The following is a 12395-nucleotide window of genomic DNA, read 5'->3' on the forward strand; positions in this document are numbered from 1 at the left end:
AGACTCATGCCGCTGCGAGGCATTCTCCGTACCGCGACCGGCCTGCTGCAGACGACCACGACGGTGCCCGGTACGGCCGCACGGGCGTCGGGGATGGTCCCGCGCGCGGTACGGCGCGCCTCGGGCGAGGCGGCGCGTCTGTCCGGCGCGGTGCTGGGCCTGCCGGCTGCCGCAGCCGGCTCCGGCGCGCCGGCGAGCCTGCGGGCCGCGCTGAGCCTGCCCCAGGCCGCGTTGGGCTTGCCGCGTGCGGCTTTGAGCCTGCCGCATGCGGCTTTGGGCTTGCCGCGGACCGCGTTGGGCCTGCCCCAGGCCGCGTTGGGCCTGTCCGGGATGGCGCTGATGAGGCCCGGCGCCGCCGCGGTTGGCCTGCCCGCGGTGGGCCGGCTGCCGGGTGCGGCCGCGCGGCTGCCCGGCGCGGTCGCCGCTCTGCCGGGACTCGCGGTCCGGGCGTCGGGGGAGATGTCGCGGCTCCCAGGGGCGCTGGTGCGGCTTCCAGCGGCCGCCGCGCGGGCGTCGGACGCGGCCCTGCAGGATCCGGGCGCCGCGCTGCGCGGCGCCATTGAGACGGCGGAGCAACGCCGGGTGTACCGCGGCGACGAGCGGACCAGCATCCGGGTCCGCGGCCTGCACCACACCGGCCGTACCGACATGGCGCGCGACCTCGTCACCGGGATGAAGGACGTGGCGGGGGTGCGGCGGGCCGAGGTGAACGGCGTTCTCGGCACCGTGACGGTGGTCCACGACGGTGACGTTCCCGTCGAGGAGCTGACCGCCGTGGTCGACGCGGTCGAGGAGCGGCACGACGCCGCCTCGGATCCGTACGCCGGGCATCCCGACCCGGGCCACCGGCAGGCGGTCCTGCGGGAGAGTGCGATCATGGCCGCGTACCTGACGGGCGCGAGCGTCGCGATCACGGGCAGACTGGTGTTGCGGGCCGTGCCGGTCCCCCCGGCGGTGGGGACCCTGATCGCCATGGCCGACGCGACGCCTCAGGTCCGGGACCGGCTGACGCGGTTGATTGGGCGCCCGGCCACCGACCTCCTCCTCGGCGGCAGCGTGGCGAGCCTGCAGGCGCTGGCGCAGCAGCCGACCGGCCTGATCATCGGCTTCGTGCACCGGATGACCCGCACCGAGGAGGCGCGCGGGTACCGGTCCGCGTGGCACCGGCGCGTCGAGCACCTGATCCATGAGGAGGGCTCCTTCCAGGCTCCGCCGCTGCAGGTGCCGAAGCGGCCAGTCCCCCTGCCGTACGGCCCGGTGGAGCGGGCGGCCTGGACGGTGCCTACGGCGATCACCGCGTCGGTGGGCGCGTACGTCTTGACCCGCGACGCGACGCGGGCGCAGGGAGTGCTCGCCGCGGGCGTGCCGAGGGCGGCGCGCATGGGCCGTGAGGCGTTCGCCACCCAGCTCGGCATGGTCGTCGCCGGCCGGGACGTCGTCGTCATGGACCTGCAGAGCCTGCGCCGGTTCGACCGGGTGGACCACGTGATCGTGGACGCCTCGGTGCTGCGCACCGGCGACATGGTGATCGAGGACGTCGTCTCCCTCCCGTCTTCGGTCACCGCCGAAGAGGCACACGAACGTGCCCACGCCCTGGTGGACCTGGATCACCCGGAGGCCCGGCGGCGGGAGGGCCCCTGGGCGATCTCCCGGCTGCGGCCGACCGCTGTCCCGGCGGACGCCCGCGAACGCGCGGCCGAACTCCGCGAGCGCGGCGCGACCGTGCTCCTGCTGACCCGCGACGGTGAACCGGCCGCCCTCGTCTCCGTCGTGGCCGAACTCGACCCGCTGGCCGAGGCCCTGATCGACGCCGCGCGTGGAGTGGGGTCGGTGGCCGTGGCCGGCGCCTCCGTGCTGGCGCAGCGGCTGTCCGTCGACAGCGCGGTCCCCGGCGGCGACCGGCTCCTGGACTCCGTACGCGAGGCCCAGGAGGACGGGCGCGTCGTCGCGCTCGTCGCCGCGCGCGATGGTGCGCCGCTCGCGGCGGCGGACGTGGGGATCGGGCTGCTCGGTCCCGGTCACCGCCCGCCCTGGGGCGCGCACCTGCTGTGCGGTCCGAGCCTGGCCGACGCGGTCCTGCTCCTCGAGTCGATCCCGTCGGCCGGACGTACCAGCGCACGCGCAGCGCGGATCGCCTATGTGGGGTCGGTGGCGGGGGCGCTGCTGGCCGTGGCCGGATCGCCGGCGCGCGCGCCCCGGCGGGCGCGGCTGGCGATCGACCTCGCCACCGTGTCGGCGTTCGTCATGGGCACCTTGTCGGCCCGGGCGCTGGCCCGGCGACCCGCTCCGGTGCCCCAGGACCGTACGCCCTGGCACGCGTGGCCGACCAAGGCCGTGCTCACCCGGTTGGGGTCGTCGATCTCCGGCATCGACGAGGACGAGGCCGCCCGGCGCCGCTCCGACCTGGGTGAGGAGCTCAGACCGCCCGGCCTCGCCCAGGTGACCGTCGACGAACTGGACAACCCGCTGACGCCCGCGCTGGCGGCCGGGGCCGGGGTGTCCGCGGTGGTCGGTTCGATCACGGACGCGGCGCTGATCGGCGCGGTCCTCGGGGTCAACGCGATGATGTCCGGCCTGCAGCGGGTCCGCGCGGACCGCGCGCTGCGGCAACTCGTCGACATGAGCGCGGTGCGCGTCCGGCTCCGGCGGCCCGGCGAGGGCGGTGCCGAGGCGCAGGCCACCGCCGACCGGCTCGTTCCCGGCGACGTCGTCGTCCTCACCGCAGGTGACGCGGTTCCGGCGGACCTGCGCCTGCTGTCGGCCAAGGACCTGGAGGTCGACGAGTCGAGCCTCACGGGCGAGTCGCAGCTGGTCACGAAGAACCCGCGGCCCAGCATGGCCCAGTCGGTGGCCGACCGGCACTCGATGCTGTACCAGGGGACGGTGATCGCGGCGGGGAACGCGGTCGGCGTGGTCGTCGCGACGGGTGCCCAGACCGAGGTGGGGCGCACGACGCGGCAGGGCGGCGCCGAGGATCGTCCGGGTGGGGTCGAGGCGCGGCTGCGCGCACTGACGGAGATGACCCTGCCGGTCGCCCTGGGGGCCGGCGTGGTGCTCTTCGGGACGGATCTGCTGCGCGGGGCCACGCTGGCCCGGGCGCTCGGGCCGGCGGTCAGTCTCGCCGTCGCCGCCGTTCCCGAGGGGCTGCCGTTCGTGGCGACGGCGGCCGAGCTGGCGACGGCGCGGCGGATGTCCCGGCGTGGCGCGCTCGTCCGCAATCCGCGCACGATCGAGGCGCTCGGCCGGATCGACGTGCTCTGCTTCGACAAGACCGGCACCCTCACAGAGGGGCGGTTGCGGCTGGGCCACGTGTCCGACGGCATCGCGTCCCGGCCCGTCGGGGAGCGGCTGTCGCCCGCCTTCCGGGAGATCATCGCGGCCGCCGTCCGTGCGACGCCGGACCCCGGCGGCGGCCGGCTGCCCCACCCGACCGACCGGGCGATCATGCGAGCCGCCCGCAAGCTCGGCATGGACGCCGCGGAGGGGCTCGGGTCGTGGGAGCGGGCCGACGAGCTGCCGTTCGAACCCGCGCGCGGCTACCACGCCGTGCTCGGCCGTACGGACGGCCGGCAGCGGCTGAGCGTGAAGGGCGCCCCGGAGATCATTCTGGAGGCGTGCGACACCTGGCAGCGCGACGACGGGCCGGTTCCGTTCGACCAGAAGGCGCGGGAGAAGGTCGACCAGGAGATCGACCGGCTGGCCCGCCTCGGCTACCGGGTGCTGGCGGTCGCGGAGCGCGCGGCGTCGGGGCGCCGGGACCTCACCGCGGAGCGCATCGACCGGCTGAGCTTCCTCGGCCTGCTCTGCATCGCCGATCCGGTGCGGCCCACCGCCGCCGAGGCCGTCGGCCGGCTGCGCAAGGCGGGCGTCGACGTGGTCATGATCACGGGGGATCATCCGACCACCGCCGAGGCGATCGCCGCCGAGCTGCGGCTGCTGAACGGCCGGATCATGACCGGGCCGGACCTCGACGCCCTGCGAGACGAGGAGCTGGCCGACGCGCTGTCCGGGGTCGCGGTGTTCGCCCGGGTCAGCCCGGCGCAGAAGGCCCGCGTCGTGCAGGCCCTGCGCGACGCCGGGCGGGTGGTCGCCGTCACCGGTGACGGCGCCAACGACGCGCCGGCCATCCGGCTGGCCGACGTGGGCATCGCGCTCGGCGAGCGGGCCACTCCCGCCGCCCGTGAGACGGCGGACGTGGTCGTCACCGACGACCGGATCGAGACGATCACCGACGCGATCGCCGACTGCCGCGCGATGTGGCGCTCGACGCGGGACGCCCTGGCCGTGCTGCTGGGCGGCAACCTCGGCGAGATCGCCTTCACCGTGGGGACGGGGCTCCTGAGCGGGCGCAGTCCCTTGAACGTGCGTCAGCTCCTGCTGGTCAACCTGCTCACCGACATGCTTCCGGCGATCGCCCTGGCGGCTCGCCCGCCGTCCGGGGTGACGAACGAGGAACTGCTGGCGGAAGGCCCGGAGCGGTCGCTCGGCGGGGCGCTCACTCGCGATGTCGCGGTCCGCGCGGGCACCACGGCCGGGGCGGCGCTGGTGGCGTGGTTGCTGGCCCGGGCCAGCGGGACACGCGGTCAGGCGGACACGACGGGTCTGGTCGCGCTCGTCACCACCCAGCTCGCGCAGACGATCGTGGCGGGCGGGCGCGATCCGCTGGTGCTCGGCTGTGGCCTCGCGTCACTCGGCGCACTCGCGTTCATCGTGCAGGTGCCGGGCCTCAGCCACTTCTTCGGTTGCCGGCCGCTGTTCCCGCACTCCTGGGCCATCGCCCTCGGATCCGGCGTGAGCCTGGCCCTGGCGGCCGTCGTGCTCACCCGGATCCGGCGACCCCGCGTCTGACTTGGGAAAATATTCACCTATCCGTCACCTGCCAGCGCGACCGTCGATTCGGACAACAAGGCATAATTCAGGCGAAGGAATCCCCACTCAACCCCGTAGGTGCCCCATGCCTGACCTCGTGACGACCGTCCTCGCCAAGGCGCTCGTGATGCTCGTCGAAGCCCTTGTGACCCGGCTGGCCCTCTACCTGGTTCAGACCGGAATGTACCGGCAGCTCTGGGCGGCGGCCTGAGCCTTTGACCTCGCGCCGCCCGCGTTCGGCGGCCTGAGCCTTTCACCCCACGCGGCCCGCGTCGCCGACCCCGTCCTCAGAAGTCGGCGAGCAGGCGGGCCGCCGCGATCTCCAGGCGTGCCTGGATCTCCTCGTTAGTGGTGTGGCCGCGGAGCATCTCGATCATCTCCATCACCCACACGCTGCCGAGCGACCGCAGGAGGGCGCGGGTCTCCTCGCCCTCGCCGGGGTCGGTCCCCGTGGCGCGGGCCAGCAGGCCGGTCATGCGGTTGCCGAAGTCGGTCTTGACGTCCGACAGCAGCAGTGACCGGATCAGCGCGTCGGCCAGCTCCGGCTCGCGCATCAACCCCCGCGTCGCGCGCATCAGCACCTCGACGGCGCGTCCGGCCGCGGTCGCCGAGCGCGGCGGGCGGCGCTCCAGGCTGCCCTCGAGGGTGTCCATCTCCTCGCTGACGACGGCGACGACCAGGTCCATCTTGGACGGGAAGTAGCGGTAGAGCGTGCCGAGGGCCACGCCGGCGCGCTCGGCGACGGTCCTCATCTGCATCGCCTCGACGCCGCCGCGCGAGGCGAGGGCGGCGGCCGCCTGGACGATGCGCCGGCGGCGCTGCTGCTGGCTGCGGGAGCGGACCCCCGGATGGCCGGCGGCGGTGGACTCTGCCGTCACGACGACTCCTCAAACTGCGGGCGCGGTGCCCGCCCGCGCGTGTCGTAGATCAGCGTACCGCCCGGCGAGAACACGTTATGCATGCCGCGACCTACCGGACGATTGCTCGTTCCGTCGAGGCAAGCGGAGCCTGACGCGGCCGGAGGGGCGGTCGGAGATCGTCGGCGGTGGACACATACTAGAATCTGTTCTAGTTTTCTTCCGGTGAGCCCGGGAGGTGACGCGGTGTCCGAAACGGTGGCCGAGCTGCTCCGGGCGCGGTCCGCCGACGACCGCGTCGGGCTCCGCGCCGCCGACGAGGCCTGGACCTGGCGCGAGGTCGTCCGGGAGTGCGCTGAGCGCGCCGGCTGGATGGCCGAGACCGCCCATCGCGAGCCCGGGACGCGGCCGCTGCACGTCGGCGTCCTGCTCGACAATGTTCCCGAGATGGTGTTCCTGCTCGGCGGCGCGGCCCTGTCCGGGAACGTGATCGTCGCGCTGAACACGGCACGCGCCGCCGACGAGCTGGCCGGTGACGCGACCCGCGCCGACTGCGACCTGATCGTGACGGAGCCGCGCCACGCGGCCCTCGCGGAACGGGTCGCCGCCCGCACCGGCCTGCCGATCACCGAGCCAGGGCGCGCCGCGCCCACCGGGGAGCCCGTGCCGGTCGCGCCGGAGACCCTTCTGATGCTGATCTTCACGTCCGGCACGTCCGGGCGGCCCCGGGCGGTCCGCGTCACGCACCGCAAGGTCGTCGTCCCCGGCACGGTGCTGGCCGACCGCCTGCTGGGACCCGACGACGTCGTCTACTGCCCCATGCCGCTGTTCCACTCCGGCGCGGTCATGGCGGCGTACGCCCCGGCGCTCGCCGCCGGCGCGCAGTTCGTCCTCCGCGCGCGGTTCTCCGCCTCCGGAACGCTGCCCGACGTCCGCCGGTACGGCTGCACGTACCTGCACTATGTCGGCAAGGCGCTGTCGTACGTCCTGGCGACGCCCGAGCGCGCCGACGACGCGGACAACCCGCTCCGCGTGGCGTTCGGCAACGAGGCCGCGCCGCTGGAGCAGCGGCGGTTCGCCGAGCGGTTCGGCTGCGCGGTCGTCGACGGGTACGGCTCGACCGAGACGGCGATCGCCCTGTCGCCCGACCCGGCCGGCCCGCCGGGGGCGCTCGGCCGCCTCGGCGACGGCGTGCGGATCCTCGATCCGGCCACCGGCCGGGAGTGCCCGCCCGCGCGGCTGGACCCCGCCGGCCGCGTCCTCAACGGCGACGAGGCCGTCGGCGAGCTCGTGAACACGCGCGGGCTCGGCCTGTTCGACGGCTACTACAACGAACGCGCCGACGACCGGCTCCGGGACGGCATGTTCTGGAGCGGAGACCTCGCCTACCGGGACGAGGACGGCTTCGTGTTCTTCGCCGGACGGGACGCCGACCGCCTCCGCGTGGACGGGGAGAACTTCGGCGCCGTCCAGGTCGAACGGGTGCTCGGCGAGCTGCCCGGCGTCGCGGCGCTCGCCGTGTACGGCGTGCCGGACGTCGCGGCCGGCGACCAGGTGATGGTGGCGCTGGTCGGCGCCTTCGACCCGGAACGGTTCGCGGCTTTCCTGCGCGGGCGCGCCGACCTGAGCCCCAAGTGGACGCCGCGCTATGTCCGGGTCGCCGACCGGCTGCCGGCCACCGCGTCGAACAAGGTCGTCCGGCGGGCGCTGGCGGCGGACGCCTGGAACACCACGGACCCGGTGTGGTGGCGGCCCGGCCGGGAGCTCCGGTACCGCCGTCTGACCGGCGAGGACGCCGCCCGCCTGCACGCGGAGTTCGAGAGCCGGGGCAGGGGACACCTGTGGCCCGCAGGGAGCACCGGCTCGGCGGCCGGGCCGTGGGAATCACGATGTGAGGAGGGGGACCGTGGACTTCGACCTGGACGAGAGCGCGCGTGAGCTGCAGGACCTGGCGGACGGCCTGTTCGGCCGCGAGGTGACGGCGGAGCGCCTGGAGACGCACGAGAGGTCGGACGCGCCGTACGACACCGCGCTGTGGCGGGCGATGGCGCAGGCGGGACTGCTCGGCGCCTGCCTGCCCGAGGACGTGGGCGGCGCCGGGCTCGGGGCGGTGGAGTTCGCCGTGATCATGCGCCAGGTCGGCGCGCACGTCGCGCCGGTCCCCGCGTACGGCTCCCTCGTCGCGGCGGCGACCCTGGCCGCGCACGGCACCGCCGGGCAGCGCGGCCGGCTCGCCGACTTCGCCGCCGGCGGATCGGTCCTGAGCGTGGCGGTCCGCGAGCCGGGCCCCGGCGTGGCCACGACGGCGCGCCGCGACGGGGACACGTACGTCCTCGACGGGATCAAGACCTTCGTCCCGTACGCCGAGCAGGCCGACGCCGTCCTCGTCCCGGCGCTGATCGGTGAGGAGACCGGGGTGTTCCTCGTCGAGCCCGGTCGGATGGCGCTCGCCCCGCAGCCGTCGGCCACCGGCGAGCCGCTGTCGCGGGCCGGCCTGGAGGGCGTACGGGTCGGCGCGGACGCGCTGCTCGGCGGCGGCGCCCACGAGACCCTCACCGGGTACGCCACCGCGGGCGCGGTCGCCGTCGTGTCCGGCGCGCTCGACGCGGCGCTCGCGCTGACCACCGCGCACGTCAAGACCCGCGAGCAGTTCGAACGGCCGCTCGCCGAGTTCCAGGCCGTCACGATGCAGATCGGCGACGTGTACATCGCCAAGCGGGCGCTCGACGTGGCGGTGTGGGCGGGCGTGTGGCGGCTCGCCGAGGGACTCGACGACGCGGCCGAGGTGCTCGCCGTCGCCGCGTACAACGTGTGCGAACCCGCGCTGGCGGCCTTCTACACCTGCCAGCACCTGCACGGCGGGCTCGGCCTGGACGTCACCTACCCGCTGCACCGGTACTTCGCCTGGGCCAAACACCACGCACACCTGCTGGGCGGCGCCGAGGCGCAGTTGGACGCGATTGGAGCTCTGGTGGCCTGATGTTCATCGACCTGACCGACGAGCAGAAGGCGCTGCGTTCCGAGCTGCGCGCCTACTTCGCCTCCTGCCTGACCGAGGACCAGCGGAACGACATCGCCGACGACCCGTTCGGGACCGCGTACATGGCGCACTGCCGGCGGCTCGGCAGCGACGGCATGCTCGGCATCGCGCTGCCGAAGGAGTACGGCGGCGGGGGCTTCGGCCCCGTCGAGCAGCAGATCTTCGCCAACGAGATCGCCCGCGCCGAGGTCCCTTACCCGATCATCACGCTGAACACCGTCGCGCCGACGCTCGTGCAGTTCGGAACCGACGCGCAGAAGAAGCGGTTCCTGCCGGGAATCCTCGCCGGGGAGTGCCACTTCGCGATCGGCTACAGCGAGCCCGGCGCCGGGACGGACCTGGCCGCGCTGCGCACCACGGCGGTACGGGACGGCGACCACTACATCGTCAACGGCCAGAAGATCTTCACCTCGGGCGCGCACTACTCGGACTACGTCTGGCTGGCCGCGCGGACCGACCCGGACGCCAAGAAGCACAAGGGCATCTCGATGCTCATCGTCGACTGCAAGGACCCCGGCTTCTCCTGGACGCCGATCGTCACCATGGACGGCCGCCACCACACCAACTCCACCTACTACCAGGACGTCAAGGTCCCGGCCGACCTGCTCGTCGGCGAGGAGAACAAGGGCTGGAACCTCATCGTCAACCAGCTCAACCACGAGCGGGTCACGCTCGGCCCGGCGGGCAACATCGGGCACACCTACGACCGGTTCGCCCACTGGGCGCGGACGAAACCGGGCCGCGACGGCCGTCCGCTCATCGAGCACCCCGACGTACGGCGCGCGGTCGCCCGCGTGCACGCGTACCTGCGGGTCAACGAGCTGCTCAACTGGCAGGTCGCCGCGAGCATGGACCTGGGCTGGCTCGGCGCGCCCGACGCGTCCGCCACCAAGATCTACGGGTCGGAGCGCATGCAGGACGTCGGCCGCGTCGTCGGCGACGTCCTCGCCCGGTACGGCGATCCCGGCGACGAGGAGACCCGTGACCTCATCGACCGCCTCGACCACGGCGTGAAGGGCGCGATCGTGCTGACGTTCGGCGGCGGCGTCAACGAGATCCAGCGGGAGCTGATCGCGATGATCGGCCTCGGCCTGCCGCGAGCCCCCCGGTAAGGAGACACGTTGCACGAACGGCTGATGGCCCTCGCGGAGGAGCTGACCGCCCTGGGGGAGCGGCCCGCCGCGCCCTGCGCGGACCCGGTGAACCCCGCGATGATCCGCAACTGGACCCAGGCGCTCGGCGACCGCACCCGCTGGGCCGGGACGGCGCCGCCCACGATGATCCAGGTCTGGTCGATGCCCGGCCTCGCCCGGGACAAGCCCGGCACGGTCGCGGACCGGATCCTGACCCTGCTGAACGAGGCCGGCTTCACCGGCGTGGTCGCGACCAACTGCGAGCAGACCTACGACCGGTACCTGCGGCACGGCGAGGAGCTGCGTTCGACGATGCGCTTCGGTGGCGTCACCGGGCCCAAGCGCACCGGCCTGGGCGAGGGTTACTTCGTCACCTGGCACCAGACCTGGTACGCGGGGGACGAACGCGTCGCCGAGATGATGTTCCGGGTGCTGAAGTTCCGCCCGCGCGCGACGGGCGGCCGGGCCGCGAAGGGCCGCCGCTTCCGGCCCGCGATCGGCCCGGACACCCGGTTCTTCTGGGACGGCGTACGCGCCGGGGAGCTGCGAATCCAGCGCTGCGCCGAGTGCGGTCGGCTGCGCCATCCGCCCGGTCCGATGTGCCCGGCCTGCCACGCCACCAAGCGCGACCACGTCACCGCGAGCGGGCATGGCACGCTCCACAGCTACGTCGTCCACCACCATCCACCGGTCCCCGGCCTCGATCCGCCGTTCGTCGTCGCGCTCGTCGACCTGGAGGAGGGCGTGCGCGTCGTCGGAAACCTTCTCGACTGCCCGCTCGACCAGGTCCGCATCGGCATGCCGCTCGAGCTGGTCTTCCAGGAGGTGGATGACGACCTCACCCTGCCCCAGTGGCGCCCCGCCGGCTCTTCGCCGGACCCGGTCACACCGCTCCGGCCGGACGCGTCGGAGGCGTCGGGCGCGGAGAGCGAGGCGGGGCCGGTGGAGCTGAGCATCGAGCTGACGCCGACCTTCGTGATCGCCACCGCCCTCGCGACGCGCGACTTCACGCCCGTGCACCACGACACCGCGCTGGCCCGGGCTCAGGGGTCCAAGGACATCTTCCTCAACATCCTCACCACGATGGGCCTGGTCCAGCGCTACGTTCTCGAACTACTGCCGGACGCCGTCATCGAGGGCATCTCCGTACGGCTCGGCGTCCCCGCGTACGCCGGTGACACCCTGACCATGACCGGCCGGGTGGTCGACGACCGCACCGTCGAGGTGCGCGGCGCCGTGAGCCTCGGCGACCATGCCATCGCCACCGTACGACTCAAGGGGCGATCATGAGCATCTCCGGAACGGCGGCGATCGCCGGGATCGGGGCGACCGAGTTCTCCAAGGAGTCGGGCCGCTCGGAGCTTCAGCTCGCCGCCGAGGCGTGCATCGACGCGATCAAGGACGCCGGGCTGACGCCGGCCGACGTCGACGGCCTCGTGACCTTCACGGCCGACGCCAACACCGAGATCGCGGTGGCGCGGGAGCTCGGCATCCCCGGCCTGTCCTTCCTCTCCCGGGTGGACTACGGCGGCGGCGCGGCCTGCGGAACCGTCGCGCACGCGGCCATGGCGGTCGCGACCGGGCTGGCGGAGACGGTCGTGTGCTACCGGGCGTTCAACGAGCGTTCGGGGCGCCGCTTCGGCCAGGCGGCGGCCCGCTCGGAACACGCCGCGAGCGCCGCCGACCTGGAGTTCTCCTGGCACCTGCCGTACGGCTTCGCGACCCCGGCCGCATGGGTCGCGATGTACGCCCGGCGGTACATGCACGAGTACGGCGCGACCAGCGAGGACTTCGGGCGGGTCGCCGTGGCCATGCGCCGCCACGCGGCGACCAACCCGAAGGCGTGGTTCCACGAGCGGCCGATCACCCTGGAGGACCACCAGGCCAGCCGGTGGATCGTCGAGCCGCTGCACCTGCTCGACTGCTGTCAGGAGTCCGACGGCGGCGTCGCGATCGTCGTGACGAGCGCCGAACGCGCCCGCGACCTGCCCCACCCGCCCGCGGTGATCAGGGCGGCCGCGCAGGGCTCCGGGCCCGGCCAGATGATGATGTTCTCCTACTACGAGGGCGACCTGACGACCCTTCCGGCGATGGGCCGCGTGGGGGAGGCGCTCTGGCGGCAGGCGAGGCTGGGGCCTGCCGACGTGCAGACGGCCATCCTGTACGACCACTTCACGCCGTTCGTCCTGGTGCAACTGGAGGAGCTCGGCTTCTGCGGAAGGGGCGAGGCGAAGGACTTCATCGCGGACGGCGGCATCGAGCTCGGCGGCCGCCTGCCGGTCAACCCGAACGGCGGCCAGCTCGGCGAGGCGTACATTCACGGCATGAACGGCATCGCCGAGGCCGTCCGCCAGCTCCGCGGCACCTCCGTCAACCAGATCGCCGACGTGGCGAACGTCCTCGTCACCGCCGGCACCGGCGTCCCCACCAGCGGCCTCATCCTCGGCCGCCCCTGACGGGCCGAGAGACTCGAGGACACCGGCCTCCATCCCCAGA

Annotated in this window: 8 protein-coding genes; 7 read left to right on the forward strand and 1 reads right to left on the reverse strand. The window is 73.9% G+C overall.

The genetic code is table 11. The annotated features are described in order from the left end of the window. Positions 1–6: 6 nt before the first annotated feature. Positions 7–4848 (forward strand): cation-translocating P-type ATPase, encoded by a 4842-nt coding sequence (locus tag ABD978_RS21030; protein ID WP_345356906.1) that lies wholly within the window; start codon positions 7–9, stop codon positions 4846–4848. 106 nt (positions 4849–4954) lie between these two features. Beyond that, positions 4955–5080 (forward strand): hypothetical protein, encoded by a 126-nt coding sequence (locus tag ABD978_RS21035; RefSeq protein WP_345356909.1) that lies wholly within the window; start codon positions 4955–4957, stop codon positions 5078–5080. Between the two features lie 76 nt (positions 5081–5156). On the opposite strand, the gene ABD978_RS21040 is transcribed toward ABD978_RS21035, so the two are convergent. Beyond that, positions 5157–5747, reverse strand: a complete 591-nt coding sequence (locus ABD978_RS21040; protein WP_345356912.1) for a TetR family transcriptional regulator — start codon at positions 5745–5747, stop codon at positions 5157–5159. Between the two features lie 225 nt (positions 5748–5972). On the opposite strand from ABD978_RS21040, the gene ABD978_RS21045 reads away from it, so the two are divergent. From ABD978_RS21045 to ABD978_RS21065, 5 genes are read left to right on the forward strand one after another with little or no spacing between them, the layout of a single operon-like run. After that, positions 5973–7664, forward strand: coding sequence for an AMP-binding protein (locus ABD978_RS21045; protein ID WP_345356915.1), 1692 nt, complete (start codon positions 5973–5975; stop codon positions 7662–7664). After that, positions 7633–8706, forward strand: a complete 1074-nt coding sequence (locus ABD978_RS21050; protein ID WP_345356918.1) for an acyl-CoA dehydrogenase family protein — start codon at positions 7633–7635, stop codon at positions 8704–8706. The genes ABD978_RS21045 and ABD978_RS21050 overlap by 32 nt, the downstream gene beginning before the upstream one ends. Next, complete coding sequence (locus ABD978_RS21055) at positions 8706–9878, forward strand: acyl-CoA dehydrogenase family protein (RefSeq protein WP_345356921.1); 1173 nt, start codon at positions 8706–8708, stop codon at positions 9876–9878. Before ABD978_RS21050 ends, ABD978_RS21055 begins: the two co-directional genes overlap by 1 nt. Before the next feature lie 9 nt (positions 9879–9887). Then, positions 9888–11189, forward strand: coding sequence for an OB-fold domain-containing protein (locus tag ABD978_RS21060; protein ID WP_345356924.1), 1302 nt, complete (start codon positions 9888–9890; stop codon positions 11187–11189). Then, complete coding sequence (locus tag ABD978_RS21065) at positions 11186–12355, forward strand: lipid-transfer protein (RefSeq protein ID WP_345356927.1); 1170 nt, start codon at positions 11186–11188, stop codon at positions 12353–12355. The genes ABD978_RS21060 and ABD978_RS21065 overlap by 4 nt, the downstream gene beginning before the upstream one ends. Positions 12356–12395: the final 40 nt, after the last annotated feature.

Origin of the sequence: Actinoallomurus liliacearum (assembly GCF_039542035.1) — a bacterium.
Lineage (GTDB): Bacteria > Actinomycetota > Actinomycetes > Streptosporangiales > Streptosporangiaceae > Actinoallomurus > Actinoallomurus liliacearum.

What these genes read in the sequence shown, in the direction of transcription:
- ABD978_RS21035 (WP_345356909.1), top strand. Translation starts at nt 4,955, where the DNA reads ATGCCTGACCTCGTGACGACCGTCCTCGCCAAGGCGCTCGTGATGCTC.
- ABD978_RS21030 (WP_345356906.1), top strand. Translation starts at nt 7, where the DNA reads ATGCCGCTGCGAGGCATTCTCCGTACCGCGACCGGCCTGCTGCAGACG.
- ABD978_RS21065 (WP_345356927.1), top strand. Translation starts at nt 11,186, where the DNA reads ATGAGCATCTCCGGAACGGCGGCGATCGCCGGGATCGGGGCGACCGAG.
- ABD978_RS21055 (WP_345356921.1), top strand. Translation starts at nt 8,706, where the DNA reads ATGTTCATCGACCTGACCGACGAGCAGAAGGCGCTGCGTTCCGAGCTG.